Below are 14,693 nucleotides of genomic sequence, written 5' to 3' on the forward strand. Positions count from 1 at the left end.
CCAGAAGTATATCCATGATTACACTTTGAATCGACTAACGGACTCCTGTAACTCTTCCGCCATAGAGGAAAGGTCATTAGCCGCCGATGCGATCTCCTGCATGGCAGACAGTTGTTCCTCGGACGTTGCACTAACTTCCTCTGTTCCGGCAGCTGCATTCTCTGTTACTTCCATGATGGTCTTCATGGACACATTGATCTGCTCCACACCCGCCGCCATTTGTTCAATGGATGCAGATACCTCCTGAGTCTGACCTGCGACATTGCCGACAGCTTCACGAATCTCCTCAAAAGTACCTCCTGCTTTACGGACAAGTTCTATGCCTTCCTGAACCTCAGCGTTTACTTCTCCCATGGATTGTGATGCATTATTCATCCCTTTGCGTATAGCAGCTACGAGTACACTGATCTGTTCTGCTGATTTCGCAGATTGATCAGACAGCTTGCGCACCTCTGTAGCAACCACCTCGAATCCACGACCATGCTCACCTGCTCTTGCAGCTTCGATAGCCGCATTAAGAGACAGCAGATTCGTTTGTGCCGATATTTCGGAGATACTTTCAACCATAGATCCAATCTCATCTGAATGATTACCTAGTTCTTCAATAACCGTAGCGAGTACACGTACAGTCTGATGAATCGAGTTCATCTGCCCAACAGCCGATTGAACCGCATCATTACCAGATATGGTTTTCGCTGACGCATTCGTTGCTTCATCCGACATATTTTGTGTATTCACTGTCATCTGCTGAAAGCCTGTGGACAATTCATTAATCGTATGAAACCCGTCTCCAACCATACTCACCTGCGTATCCATACCCGTAGCAATCTCTTCCATCGTTGTAGCTACCTGTTCGGTCGCTGTCGCCGTTTGCTCTGTACTTGCCGTTAACTCCTCAGAAGAAGCAGCTACCCGATCTGCATTATGACCCACCTGATGGATTAAATGGCGCAAGTTCTCCATCATCTTGTTGAAGGATTCCGCCAGTTCTCCGATCTCATCCCGATTACGAACAACAATCGCCTCACCCGTCAGGTCTCCATCAGCAATTCGGCTTGCAGCCCTTGCCACATGTGCAACTGGTTTGGATATGATTCTCCCCATGCTCAATGCAATTACCACGCCTAAAACGATCGAGATGATACCAATGATCATGATTAAACGAAGTACTTTTTGAATGAGTTGATTGGCATTTACAATGCCAGTGTCCAATGAATTTTGCTGATGTTGTTCCATGGCAGTTACCGTTTCTTCAAATCCGGATATGATCGTTGGACCTGTATCTAACAGCATCCTTGTGATCTCGCTAGTTCTGCCTTGTTTTTTCAATTCAATGACACTCTGTCCAAAGGCATAATATTCCTCCGCACTGCGGTCTGAACGATCCAGAAAATCAATCATCGTTGGGGTTTGAATGCCTGATCTTAATTCTTCGCTGGTTTTACGGTAATCTTCATAAAAAAACTTGAATTGTTGCTCACTTTGATCATTCTCTTCCGTCACAAAATTCCGTAAAGCAACCTGCTGGGATTTCACATCGATGATCATGTTTTTGATCGTGAGCAGTTTCGCGGTACGCTCCCGGATTAAATCCGTAAACGTTTTCTCAACCGAGATAAACTGAGTATATGAGATGACTACAACGGCTACCAATAAAAGAAGTACAGAACCAAAACCTAAAAGCAATTTCCTACTAATGGACACTCTTTTCATTTCATTTCCCCCATACGTTTCAATGTATTTCAATCATGAATTATGTAGTCAATCTGAACGCTAAAATTCTCCCTCCTTTTAATTCAAATAAAATGGATAAATATGAGACTACTTAAAACAGGTTAGTATATTGCGCAATCAAATTTAGGTCTATAGTATCTACCCATACTATAATTTAGGTTTTTATACACGCATAATCGACAATATACTACATCTCTTTTATCCTAAATTACACATTTTGAATCGTTAGACCAAAATAAAAAAAAAGACTTTACCCAGCAGTACTTACTGGTGTAAAGTCTTTATCAATTTCAGCGCATTTCAATTCAAAGTTAACGATTGATCAATACCGGATTACGTTCCAACAGCCCGCTACCAAAGGTTTCCCTGAACGGGGAATCCTCCATATGGATATAACCGATGTAACAGCCGCATTTTTTCATGCGACAAGGCCGATCCGCAGACAAAGCCTGCAAACCATCGCGATACAGATGTCCAATGATTCGACGATCCTTGTAACACCTCTTCACATGCCCGGACCCCTGTACATAAAATACTTCCGAACCGGCAGCACATCGTTTGCCCAAGCTCTCATAATCCTGCAGATTACCTTCAAAAAGCGGATCAAGCCCACGTAAAAACTGAATCTCTTCCGGCGTGTAATACTTGGGCCGATCTTTGAAGGCATTTACCCACATATACACATCATCCGGCAAAGCCTGTCTCATGGACTCAATTGCGGGGAAAGCACTACGGAGTCCGACCGTACCGACACTAAAAGCAAGTCCCATCTGACGCAAGGTCAGACATTGTTTTACAAAAGAAGCCTCTTTTGTCTCACGAGGATGATACGTCGCCCAAAAGGCTGCTGTGTTCGCATCCAGTTCCCTCGCCCAATCCAGCTTGACGGACAGGTTGGTTTGAATTGCAACTTTATCCACATGTGGCATATGTGACAGCTCAACCATCGCTTCCCGGTACCAACGACGCACCAAAGCTTCACCATAGGGATTGAAGAAAATCGAAAATTGGTGTCCCTCAACTTCCTGCTCCCTCACCCAATTCACAAATTGACGCAATTGTTGTTCATCCACTTCCAACGTCTCTTTGGAATCCACCGTTTTGCTAAAAGGGCAGTATGGACAGTCGTAATTACAGGAAGACAACTTCCCCCGATAATACAAAGTCGCTCTCATGAGAAAACAAACCCTTCCATCTGTTCACGAATTTCGGCAGATATAAGCCAATCTCCAATCGCATCGGAGTAACCCAGTCCTTCTTCTGTCAGACGCAGCACCTGCTTGCCCTCATCGTTCTCCAACTCCGCCATGCCCTCTGTCAACAGTTCAGCCAACCAGACATAGTCGGACATCACATCGGTACCAAAGCGCTGTTGGTAGTCAGACAACGTCAATCCCTCCCGATGCAGCAAGGCTTTCAGAATAAAGCGACGTCTCTGTTCCTCACGGCTTAACACGATGCCATAATCCGCCACATCGTAGCGCTCAGTTGCCACATAATCGGCAATGATGCTCTGTGTGGCCTTGTAACTCACGCCATACTTGGAAGCATAATGTACTTCACTCGTATAAGAGCGTGCGCCACATCCCAGACCAACCATGCCCTCCTCCTGACAACTATAAGGCAGAAGCACTTTCGAGGACGACTGTTCTTTGGCAAATCTGCGCATCGAATATTGCACATAACCTTTACTTTTTAAAGTCTCACGTGCAGCTTTATACAGTTCCATCCGAATGTCAGGTCCCTGACGGCGAATATCATCAGGCTTCACGATTGTATTTTCCCGTGTGTACAAGGGATAGATAAAGATTTCGCCCGGTTCGTAGGCCAGAACTCTTTCCAATGAATATATCCACGATTCCACCGTTTGACCCGGCAAACCATAGATCAGATCCAGATTCAACAACGGGAAATCATACCGAGTAAGCTTCTCAAGCGCTCGTTCAACTTCCTGCGGTTTTTGTGGACGATAGATGGCAGATGCTTCAGCTTCAATAAAACTCTGGATGCCCATACTGATACGATCCACACTTCGTTCCTTCATGATGGCCAGCTTGGCTTCCGTAACGGTATCCGGCGACGTTTCCACTGAAATCGATGCTTGCGCAGGGTCCAGCCCCATCACATGTTCAGCAATATCAAACAGACGATTCAACTGAACCTCATTTAATAATGTAGGCGTTCCCCCACCAATCGCGAACCGCGAATACGGCCTTCTGGATGTAATGGGTGCCCACTGCTTCGCCTGACGTTCCAGCGCATCTACATAGCGTTCATGTGTATCATCCCGTCGATCCGGCAGGGTGAACAAATTGCAGAATCCGCAACGAGCAGCGCAAAAGGGAATATGCATATATAAAAAATACGTATCGGTATTTTCTCGTTCCCACAGCGGCCCTAACGGAAGTGGTGGGTCAAGCTCCCGATAGGCGGTCTTGTGCGGGTACGAGTATAAGTAAGAACGATAAGGGAATGCCAGTACTTCACTGAGACTTGTAGCAATATTGGATCCGGACTGTGTGGAATGGCCTGTTGTTGTCTGTTGTATATGTTTCTCCATCGGTTTCCTCCTGTCTCCGGTTGTTGTCCTCATAAGATCAATACATTCTATACTAAAAATTCGCGGTAAGGCACCGTCCAGACGACATCATGCGCAAGCCGGTGTCCTTGATACCCGTCTTCACCGTAAGCTGTACCATGATCGGAAAAAGCTAAACAAAAGGCAGGCCGGGCGCGTTTCCTCATCGCCTCGAACAATGGCCCAAGAGCCTCATCTACATATCGGAGTGCAGCTCGCTGAGTTTCCACCGAATCCTTCTTGGCTCCTTCTACAAAGTAACGATTGGGGCCATGAATGGCAGACACGTTCAAAAACATAAATATCTTTTCATCCGGCGCTGTCTGTTCAAGCAGCTTTAATGCATGCTGTACCTGATGCTCTGTTGATTTGGGGTTGGTTACCCCAAAGTTCATTCTCCAGTAGCTGTGTTGGAAATAGCCGGGCAATACTTTTGCAAGCGGGTTTTTTTTCGTAAAAAAGATGACGCCGCCAACACAGATGGTACGGTAACCTTCAGCTGCGAACCCGGATACGATATCCGGTGTATCAAACAGCCAGGTGTGCGGATGTGTTTTGAGCCCGGTATTTCGGGAATGAAATAGCCTTACATGAGATGCCTTATCTGTATTAGCAGGAGTCGGCATAAAACCACCAAAAAAAGCATGGTGTGCCGCATATGTAAAACTGCCTGGGGTATGGCGCTTCTCCCACGGACCCGAACCACACAGATTAGGACAATTCTCCTCTTCCAGCTTGGCTACGTCATAGCGTAACGTATCCAGCGTAATCATTAACAGATCATGGGAGCCCACAATGGTGTTCATATCAGGCATGTTGAATAGGCTCCTTTCGTAAAAGTTCCATTTCCCACTCGTAGGTTCCCAGGCCATGATGCTCGACCCTGTATAACAGATCTCCAAACGGATTCACATCCAGCACATAGGCACGCGGATTCGAACCACTCGTAAGCATCACATCAATCCCGGCTGACCACGAGTTGGGAAATGCAGACATGGCTGCTTGCGCTGCCGACCGAACCAGCGACATCCGCTGTTCATCCAGCCCTGCTTCAGCAGGCAACATACGTTCATTGCGCAGATGCAGATTGGTAATTGGCGTATGGCTCAGCCGCATAATCGCATGACCTGCCTGTCCACCCGCAACCAGCTGGCGAATATCGTAGGCCCGTTGATCAAGCGTGGCTTTGGGCATCCATCGTTCAATCTGTGCACCTTCTGCACATAACCAGTTCATTAGCGTAGCAATCTCTTCACTGCGGGTATACTTGCGTAGACGTCCTTCATTGAAGAAAATCGTCTTGCCCTGTCTCTGTTCCATCCCCATCGTTGTTACAGCGATTTCATCACCCGTTCGGGGATTGACTTGATAGGCAACAACTCCTGAAGCCCCGGAGCCGCACGCAAGCTTCACAAACACACGATGCATCTCGGCAGCCTTCATTGAGCTACGCAGTTCCATATAATTGCGGATTGGCTGCAAAGTTTGAAGCGCCGGAGGTACATCAACTCCATGTGAAGATAGATGCTGCTGGCATGTTCTTTTGTCAAACATCAATTGGATCTCGGCGGGATCATTCATGAATCGGACTTCAGGCCACATTTCCCGAGACTCACGTCCGATTCGATCCAAACATGCTTTCCAGCCACGAAACCACTGGGCGGGAGCGTAAATTCTTCCCCACTCCTGTTCCAGCGCAAGTGCCTGCTCTGCGGAAAATGCTTCTGTACCCATTCCACCCGTTAATGTTGACGTATCGTTCATAGCTCCAAGGAACAGTAGTTCACGCTCCACTTCCCAATCCTCACCTGGAGCATCAATCCGAATCAGGGGTACAGGCAGATTGAAATCTACTGTATCAGCGATGGTTCGTCCGTGTCTCCAATTCTGGAGCAATTGAGCATATGGCAGTACAACCGCAGGTGTCAAACCCAATCTATGCCTAGCCTCTTGCAGCCCTTGTGTTCGTCGGTTATCAGGGTTTCCGATCAATAAAAAGGGCTGATCTTGCGTTAGATCAGGTACATCTATTGGTTGATGCAGGCTTTCATTCATTTCCTTTACACCTGACATCGACTATTCCGTTAACGATGGATAGCGCCAGTCATCCTCATCACTTTGTTGCTGGTCGCTAACATCTACAGATATACCCGATTGGTTCCAGCGACTGATCATTTCATTGGTCATGTAATGGTAACTTAGATCTAGATGTTTCAGTTTCTTGATTTTGTCACTGGCAAGCAACGCCTCAGCCCCTTCATCGGACAACGTTCCTTGCGATAGATCCAGTACTTCAAGTTGATCCAGAATAGGTGCTTCTGCTGCTGCTTTGGCAATCTCATCCTGAATTTCACTGTCTTTCAGACCCAAGTAAACCAGCTTTGGAAATAATCCTTTTTCTAGCAAAGGGAGTACATCTTCAAGTGATCCATTGAAACCATAATTATCCACACCCAGGTACAGTTCCAGTTTACGCAATTCAGGCAACTTGGCATGGGTGATTGAAGATAACACTTCTTTCGGGAGACCACCACATATAATAATCAATTCTTCAAGCTTGGCATGTTGGAGTGGTTCCAGACTGAGGCCACTACTGCCCATGACAGAGAATGATTTTAATTCTGGAAAGGCACCTAACAGCGGTGTGAGATTTGTCTGGATAATCCACGATACTTCACATTCTTCGAATCCCATATCTCCAATGAACAGTTTCTTCAATGACGGAAAGCTTGGAGCCGACTCGACGAGCGTTCCCATGAACTCATCAGGTGAATTTTCATACGCCTGTCCCCAATCTCCGATGACCAGACTTTCCAATGAGCTGGCCTCCGGTTTAGCCGCCAGTTCCTTAATTAATTTTTCCATACGAATGCCGTCCTCATAATCATCGTAAGATACAACAAGCTTCACTTCTTGCATGAGTAGATCCCTCCGTTTAAGGTTCATATGTGATTCGTTAGTTTGAATGTTAACCCATACCACACAAGGCTTGCAACTTCTTCCAACTCCAGTCCCAATGAGATTCCCAATCGTGCAATGTAAACCATTTCTCATGTAGGTACAAGAACATATGTTCTGATGTGTAGTCGCAGAAATAGCTATCTTCAATTAGGTATATGGATGGACCTTCACCAAATCCGATCAAACACTTCATTTCATAGAAAAAGCGTTAATGGCGGATGAACCATCCCATCGGAATGCTTCTGTCCTTCCATTAACGCTTTGATGTTCACATATCATGAAGTTAAATCAAGATGTTTCGTATAGTCTTAGCCTTCAAGTCTGGATACAAGCGCTCTCAGCGCATGACCACGGTGGCTAATCGCCTGCTTTTGCTCAAGCGTCAGCTCTGCCATCGTCATCTCGTATTCAGGTACATAGAAGAGTGGATCATATCCAAAACCTCCAGCACCTGCAGCTTGAGCAGTGATCCAGCCTTCCGCAGTGCCTTCCGATTCATACTTATCACCAGTTGTCGGATCATACAGTACCAGCGCACAGACGAAACGAGCCGGACTTAGTAGCGGCTGCTCGGTGTCTTCACCGGATTTCAACGATTCCAGCGTCTCCAGCAACTTCGCATTATTCTGTGCATCCGTTGCTCCTTCGCCTGCATATCTCGCTGAATATACTCCCGGCTCCCCGTCCAACAGATCTACGCAAAGTCCTGAATCGTCTGCCAGAACAGGCAAACCAAGCGCATCACCAACCGCCTTGGCTTTCTTCCAGGCATTCTCCGCGAACGTTACGCCGTCTTCCACCACATCCGGCAGTTCCGGATAGTCAAACATGCTCTTAACCTCTTTGCCAAGCGGTGCGAAAGCATGAGCGAATTCACGGACTTTACCCGCATTGCGGGTAGCAACAATGAGGATTGGGCTGTCCAAACTCATCTTAGGCTTCCCCTAATCCACGCGCGCCGATCTTGAGCGCAATCAGTCCGAGCACTTCTTTTTGACGCTCGATCATTTCCAGAATTCCCTGTTCGCCCAGTTCCAACATGGCGTTCAGCTCACGGCGATCAAATGGTGCTTCCTCACCTGTTCCCTGAAGCTCGACGTATTTACCGCCACCTGTCATCACCAGGTTCATATCCACCTTGGCTTTGGAATCTTCATCATAGTTCAGATCCAGTACAGGCTGTTCACCCACAACACCCACACTTACTGCGGCAATGAAATCCGTAATCGGGAACACTTGCAGTTTGTGCTGTTGGGAGATCTTGTTCACGGCAAGCGCCAGCGCTACAAACGCACCGGTAATGGACGTTGTGCGTGTGCCTCCGTCAGCTTGAATAACATCACAGTCCAAGGTAATCGTACGCTCACCAAGAGCCTGCAGATTAACTACCGAGCGCAGTGCCCGACCAATCAGACGCTGAATTTCCATGGTGCGTCCAGTTAATTTGCCGCGATTGGCTTCACGTTGGTTCCGAGTATGTGTTGCACGTGGCAACATGGAATATTCAGCTGTTACCCAGCCTTTACCCTGCCCTTTCATAAAGGGAGGAACACGTTCCTCTACTGTCGCTGTACAGATTACTTTTGTATCTCCAACTTCAATCAGTACAGAGCCCTCGGCGTATTTATTCGTGTTCACTGTTAAATTCAGCGGGCGCAGCTGTTCGCTGGTTCGTCCGTTTGATCTCATATTTTCTGCCTCCTACGACTTAAGCATCCTGTAATGTTGAGCTTGTTCACACTTTTAGAGATTGTTCAAAAAGCTCGCTTTTGATTACGAAAAATGCCTTAAGGCATCATCAGCATCGAATATGGAATTCAGCCTAATAAGCATAAGCTTACGAAGTATGTTTCCTTCGGAAACATTGTAGTTGCTCACGTAGTTTGCCTACGCTCCGCTACTCCATTTCTAGCTTCATCCCATCTTCTCGGTCCTGAAAACCGATCTTTTTGAACACGTATTTTACGAATCCCTTATATTTTACCAAAGAGTTCGGTTAAAAGCATCCTTAAGCATTCTTCGTTCATTAAATCGGAATTTCGTTGATATATTCAGGCTTGGAAACCGGCGCACTGTAATCCCTGTTGTCGTCACCCATGACCGTTTTTTGGCCGTTCCATTCGATCTGCACTTTGGCATCCTTGCTGGCTGTGTTCTCCGCAGTGGTTAATACGACAGACTGTAACAGCTCGCTTGGCACGATATCCCCTTCGGCAAACATATCATCTTTCAAGGCAACTGTGACCGTGCCATCCTCTGCCGTTTTGACCGATTGTAGCTCCGTTCCGCCTGTCATAACCTCTTCCAGTTCTCCACCTTTGTCAGGTCCTTTGATCAGTTCGTTCAATGCTGCCTGCACCCGATCTTCACCAGGTGTAACCAGACGTGTCACTGGAACATAATATTGGATGCCCGCTGGCGAAGCAGCGGAGAAATAGACCGTTACCGGGCTGCTGTTGGTCACAAACGTATCACCCAGATCCAGATTGATTCCCACAGCCCGATTCAGCGGTTCAGGCAACGGCGTGCTGTTCACAGGCATTTGTGTTAACTTTTTGCCATCCACCCAGATCTGCACATTCTCCACATCAGGTGTTCCCGTCAATGTCCACGTGACAGCTTCTAGCATTTTCCGTTCTTCCTTCGCATCATACTTGGCAAAATTACCCGAAAACTCCACGACCGCCAGCTTGTCATCCGCGTGAATCGTTACATTCTGCACAACCGTTCCCTGCGGGAGAACGCCCTGGAATCCTTCAGGCAGCATACCCCCGTAGGCCCCACCTGTGACAAGTGTATCCAGTGCTGTCTTTGGACTGCTTGCGTCTGTTCCAGAAGGAAGTGTCAGGGATACCGGAGCGAGCAGCCCCTGCTGGTCTTGCAGATATACCGTCGTTAATGGGAGCGTTGCGAGTGCACCATTTCCTTCGGCTGCCTGAATCATGGCTGCTTCCTGAATGGGCGGTGGTGGATCAACAGCTTCGGAAGACTGTGCTCCGAACATGCCGCAGCCTGACAATACCATAGGAATACTCAGCAGCGCTGCTGCCGATACCGTACGCAAAGAATGGATCTTTCTCATGATCACGTTCCCCCTCATCATTTTTACAGTTTGTACTACCATGTATACGAGCCTTTGTCCAAAAAATAACTAAAAGATAATAAGAAAAATGTCTATCAACGAACTTTCACGAAAGACAGACCGTGTTTAGCTGAAATTTTCCATGTGGTAATCGAATTGCTCAACTTCACTGAAACTTATAATTTTATTATCTTAAAGAAACGTAATAGAGGTTAATACGTATTAGGAAGCAAGAGTAGGGACATTGCTAACTTCAGAGGAGGAATCGCCCATGGAACACCCTGAGCAAGAAAAAATCCCTTACAGCCTGAATAGCCGCAAGGTCGCGGAGGCAACAAGGGAATGGCTGCATAAGCGGGGCGTCACGATCCCTGAGATCGCAGAACTGGTCATGTTATTGCAGCAAAAATATTATCCAGGTCTTACGATGGAAGAATGTATCGAAAATGTGGAGATGGTTCTCCGTAAACGCGAGGTACAGAACGCTGTTCTGACCGGGATTCAGCTTGATATTCTGGCAGAACAGGGGCAGCTCATATCTCCTTTGCAGGAGATGATTGAGAACGATGAAGGACTGTATGGCGTGGATGAGATTTTGGCATTCTCCATCGTCAATGTATATGGCAGTATTGGATTTACGAATTATGGTTATGTGGACAAGCTGAAACCAGGGGTGCTTGAACGACTGAATGACAAGAGCCTGGGCCCTGTCCACACGTTTTTTGATGATATTGTCGGTGCGATTGCATCAGCAGCGAGCAGTCGGATCGCCCATCGCAAACAGTCCGAGCTTGAAGAAGCACTGGGAGAAAAACCTGTTAGTGATGACGCTGTATAATGCGTAACTCGTTTCATATCTGAAGCCATGTGGAACATTGGACATGTGTATGGATGCTTCGTGAAATAACTGTTCAATAAAATAACTGTTCATGGAAAAAGCGGCCTGATGGCCGCTTCTTTTGCATGTGTAACGATACTTTTTGATAATTCACATGTTATTATTTCAGATGTTTAGGTCGTACCGTTCCCACCAAACCAAAACCTTCAACCCAATTCTGCTCGGAAGGTGAACCAGATGTTGCACGTTTCGGTCCAATCGTGATTTCCGGGCCTTTACGCTCTCGCAACATGCCACGCAATACCGTGATACCGAGAATGCTGAGTCCGGTAAATACATATATCATCCGCATGATGATATTGCCAGAATCCGTTCCGGTAACCATGCCGTGAACCAGCAGACCAATGAACACCGGATAGGACAGCATGTGGAACATGAACCACCATTTACGGCCCAGCTTGTTCCGCAGGTCACTGGATAACAGGACGATCACTAATCCGTAGAAGGCTAACGTTCCCAGACCACTGCCGATCGGATGCACGGAGGCGGTAAAAGGAATCAGAAGTTCTCCCCAGGTAAACGGGCTGTAGTGATCAATATATAACGTTAACGCATGCACGAGTCCAAGTCCGAAGGCAAGCCAAGTCGTTCGTGTATGCCATTTGAACATGGCTGCTTTCGGTTTACCTTTGGCCATAGGCATCCCTTGAGCAATACCCAGAAACACACCGGCAAAGAGCAGCACATAAGCAGCAATTCCACTAATTCGAATGATATTCCACGTCGGCAGGTAATCTACAATCCATTGTGCCATAACCGGCTCCCCCATATCTGTTAGACTTGTCCTATATCAGACTGAAGCGATGATCCGGATCAAAACCGGGCCAGTGCTCAGCGAGCGTATCCGTATTCCCTCTAAAGTAAGTACTCCCATCCCGTGTCATCCACAGGACGTCATGCCGATCATAATGTCGGTTTAACCAGCCCACCGCTTCGGCACTTCCCAGAATGCAGACCGTCTTGGCAATAATCTCGCATTGTGACGCATGCTGTCCGAGAACGGTACACTGTAGCACATCCGTATCCGCCGGTTCCATCGTACGGGGGTCAATGAGGTGATGTGCAAGGCTGCCATCTGCATTCTGCCATTGTCTGCGGGAAATACCCGAAGTGGCAACAGCTCCTCGCTGTACACGGACCGCACCTGACACATTCCCCTGATCCTGCAAAGGATCAGCTACTTGCAAGGTCCACTGTGGGTGGTCTGGTGTGCCCCATACTTGAATATCTCCACCCGCGTTAATCAACCCCGCCGGAATATGCAATGTTCGCTGTAACCAGTCTGCGATGCGCTCCACTGCCCAGCCCTTAACAATGCCTCCCAGGTCCAGCTCAGCTCCGGGGTCCAGATGAACCATCCGGCTGCCTTCCCGCTGAATCCAACTCGGACGGCTGTGGTCATATCGATCTTCCATCAATCCTGAACAATCAGGTGTTTTCGTTCGCAATATGCGTTCAAGCAATGGACGTTGCGATTGTCGTTGTTGCACCTTCTCGAAGCTTAGATCGTATCCCGAAGCCTGAAGAGCCTGCGAGATGCCCGGTTGAAAAATCCCTTCGGTTAGACCAATATATCCGTAAGCCAGACTCAAAACCTCATCCATCGCAGCAGAGATCGGCATCCATCCGGTCGAACCATTCAGACGATTCAGTTCACTGTCTGCCACAAATCGGCTGAAGCGCTGCTCCTGCGTCTCAAACCAATCCTTCACCAAGGTTGCTGCATGTTCAGCTTCTTCCCGTCCAGCGGACAGTTGCACTTCAACATCCGTGTTCATCGCACGGAATTGAAACCGGAGCGGACGAGTGACTTGCTCCGTGCGGCTCATGACGCACCTGTACGTGACTGATAGTTGCCACTGCTGTATCCGGAGTCTGTACCCTGGTTATTTTGTCCGATACGCTGAGAATCTGAATAATTCCCCTTGTTACTCGTGCTCTGATCTGGCTGAGCTGCTTGTGTGCTATCAGATGTTCCATTATATTGACTATCATTATTGTCATTGTCCTGCGTGTTCCAGTTGTTGCTGTCCGTTGTACTGTTGATCCATTCATCCATCACATCATCATGCGTATCCACTTGGCTTGAAGCAGTAACGCTTGTATCTGTGCCATTTGCTGCTGCATAGGCCACATCAAAGGCATCCGAAGTTCTTACATATTGAAAGAGTGCAGCCACAGTCAACGTTGCTGCCGCTGAAGCTTGCCATTTTCTCCATTGATTCCGTTTTCTTCTGGTCATCGCTCTTCCCTGCTTTCTTTAGGGTGTGTCTCAAGACACTCCCTAGCGAAGTTCATAGATGTATCATAGGCGCGCTGGCTTAAAAATAGATGAATGAACCGTTAAGAGAGGCTAAAAAGGCCCAGAACAGGTGATTTACCTGTCCAGAGCCTCTATATAAAATCGTATTATCATTTCATATCGATATCATCATTCCGTTTAGATTTGAAAATAGAACGTGCCATCCGGTTGCTGCTCTTGCTTCACTACTTCGCGTCGAAGTAACTCCTGCAAATGGGCCAACGTCTCACTCATGGCAAAACGCAGTTGGTGGGTACCAAGCCGATTGCCAAACATGTGCACACAGATGTCATAAGCTTTCGCCGATGACTCCTGAATTCGCTCCGTCATCTTCTGAAGACGTTCCTCGTGATGAGCCAGCAATTGAACTGTCCGTTCGGTGAACTGGGCAAAAGGATTCCGATGCCCCGGATACGCCTGCTTGACATTCAGCTCCCCAAGACGTTGCAATCCTTCCATATAAGACAATAATGGCTGAAGGTCACTGCCGGGTTGCAGACTGATATTCGGTGAAATCTGTGGCAAAACTGCATCTCCGCACAGAATCTCCATGGACTCCGGCGCATAAAAGGATAAATGGCCTGGGGCATGTCCCCCCGTCTCCACAGCAACCCAACGTTTCCCGCCCATATCGAGCCACTCGCCATCTTCAACGGGTGTCACATTTGGAAGTGGCGTGATCTGCGAAATGAATGCCTTCATATGTTCATGTATCTGCTCAGTCTTGTCTTCGGGCATACCATGACGACCATAATAATCAGGTAATATTGTATTAATGTGTGAATCAGATCCCCACATATAATCGGCCTCTTGGCGGGAGCGTGTGGACATTCGAACGGGTGCCCCCGTCATCTGTTGCATCCAACCCGACAACCCAAGATGATCGGGGTGATGGTGGGTCAGTACAATTTGACGAATATCACTAAAGGTCAGGCCGAGATCTGCCAGCGCTTCACTCCACTCCTGTTCCGTTTCCGAATTACGCGGTCCCGGATCTATAATGGTTATATTCCCATCCGGTTCTGATAACACATAACTGTTCACCCATCGTAAGGGAAACGACATGCTGATCTTGACCCGATGTATGCCCTCTGTCATAGACATCTCTTCTATGCGCTTCATGTTATCCCCCTTCCAG

Annotated in this window: 14 protein-coding genes; 1 reads left to right on the top strand and 13 read right to left on the bottom strand. The window is 47.6% G+C overall.

All coding sequences use genetic code 11. The features are described 5' to 3' along the window. Positions 1 to 18: 18 nt before the first annotated feature. From MKY44_RS22595 to MKY44_RS22635, 9 genes are all read right to left on the bottom strand, one after another. Entirely contained in the window at positions 19 to 1,713 is a 1,695-nt protein-coding gene (locus MKY44_RS22595; RefSeq protein ID WP_341008671.1) for a methyl-accepting chemotaxis protein, read from the bottom strand. Positions 1,714 to 2,045: 332 nt separating this feature from the next. Continuing rightward, on the bottom strand, positions 2,046 to 2,909 hold the full coding sequence (locus tag MKY44_RS22600) for an STM4011 family radical SAM protein (protein WP_341008673.1): 864 nt from the start codon (positions 2,907 to 2,909) through the stop codon (positions 2,046 to 2,048). Then, positions 2,906 to 4,294: an STM4012 family radical SAM protein gene (locus MKY44_RS22605; RefSeq protein WP_341008674.1), complete on the bottom strand. Its 1,389-nt coding sequence runs from the start codon at positions 4,292 to 4,294 to the stop codon at positions 2,906 to 2,908. The genes MKY44_RS22600 and MKY44_RS22605 overlap by 4 nt, the downstream gene beginning before the upstream one ends. Before the next feature lie 47 nt (positions 4,295 to 4,341). Continuing rightward, a complete protein-coding gene (locus MKY44_RS22610; RefSeq protein WP_341008675.1) occupies positions 4,342 to 5,127 on the bottom strand; it encodes an STM4013/SEN3800 family hydrolase in 786 nt (261 codons plus the stop codon). Continuing rightward, the gene (locus MKY44_RS22615; protein WP_341008677.1) at positions 5,120 to 6,367 is read right to left on the bottom strand and encodes an STM4014 family protein; all 1,248 of its coding nucleotides are present in this window, start codon (positions 6,365 to 6,367) and stop codon (positions 5,120 to 5,122) included. Before MKY44_RS22615 ends, MKY44_RS22610 begins: the two co-directional genes overlap by 8 nt. A gap of 21 nt (positions 6,368 to 6,388) precedes the next feature. Then, positions 6,389 to 7,231, bottom strand: a complete 843-nt coding sequence (locus MKY44_RS22620; protein WP_341008679.1) for an STM4015 family protein — start codon at positions 7,229 to 7,231, stop codon at positions 6,389 to 6,391. A gap of 350 nt (positions 7,232 to 7,581) precedes the next feature. Then, positions 7,582 to 8,205, bottom strand: a complete 624-nt coding sequence (locus tag MKY44_RS22625; protein ID WP_017692573.1) for an XTP/dITP diphosphatase — start codon at positions 8,203 to 8,205, stop codon at positions 7,582 to 7,584. 1 nt (position 8,206) lies between these two features. Continuing rightward, positions 8,207 to 8,962 (bottom strand): ribonuclease PH, encoded by a 756-nt coding sequence (gene rph / locus MKY44_RS22630; RefSeq protein ID WP_341008680.1) that lies wholly within the window; start codon positions 8,960 to 8,962, stop codon positions 8,207 to 8,209. A gap of 337 nt (positions 8,963 to 9,299) precedes the next feature. Next, positions 9,300 to 10,355, bottom strand: coding sequence for a GerMN domain-containing protein (locus tag MKY44_RS22635; protein ID WP_341008682.1), 1,056 nt, complete (start codon positions 10,353 to 10,355; stop codon positions 9,300 to 9,302). A 271-nt stretch (positions 10,356 to 10,626) separates the two neighbouring features. On the opposite strand from MKY44_RS22635, the gene MKY44_RS22640 reads away from it, so the two are divergent. Beyond that, positions 10,627 to 11,193, top strand: coding sequence for a phosphatidylglycerophosphatase A family protein (locus tag MKY44_RS22640; RefSeq protein ID WP_017692570.1), 567 nt, complete (start codon positions 10,627 to 10,629; stop codon positions 11,191 to 11,193). Positions 11,194 to 11,353: 160 nt separating this feature from the next. Here the strand turns inward: MKY44_RS22640 and MKY44_RS22645 are convergent, their stop codons facing one another. From MKY44_RS22645 to MKY44_RS22660, 4 genes are all read right to left on the bottom strand, one after another. Further along, the gene (locus tag MKY44_RS22645) at positions 11,354 to 12,007 is read right to left on the bottom strand and encodes a ferric reductase-like transmembrane domain-containing protein (protein WP_053061408.1); all 654 of its coding nucleotides are present in this window, start codon (positions 12,005 to 12,007) and stop codon (positions 11,354 to 11,356) included. A 31-nt stretch (positions 12,008 to 12,038) separates the two neighbouring features. Beyond that, the gene (locus MKY44_RS22650; protein WP_341008685.1) at positions 12,039 to 13,082 is read right to left on the bottom strand and encodes an FAD:protein FMN transferase; all 1,044 of its coding nucleotides are present in this window, start codon (positions 13,080 to 13,082) and stop codon (positions 12,039 to 12,041) included. Beyond that, positions 13,079 to 13,495 (bottom strand): hypothetical protein, encoded by a 417-nt coding sequence (locus MKY44_RS22655; RefSeq protein WP_341008686.1) that lies wholly within the window; start codon positions 13,493 to 13,495, stop codon positions 13,079 to 13,081. Before MKY44_RS22655 ends, MKY44_RS22650 begins: the two co-directional genes overlap by 4 nt. 198 nt (positions 13,496 to 13,693) lie before the next feature. Next, entirely contained in the window at positions 13,694 to 14,677 is a 984-nt protein-coding gene (locus MKY44_RS22660) for an MBL fold metallo-hydrolase (protein ID WP_341008688.1), read from the bottom strand. Between the last annotated feature and the right edge of the window lie 16 nt (positions 14,678 to 14,693).

The organism is Paenibacillus sp. FSL R7-0026 (genome assembly GCF_038004485.1).
Classification (GTDB): domain Bacteria; phylum Bacillota; class Bacilli; order Paenibacillales; family Paenibacillaceae; genus Paenibacillus; species Paenibacillus xylanexedens_A.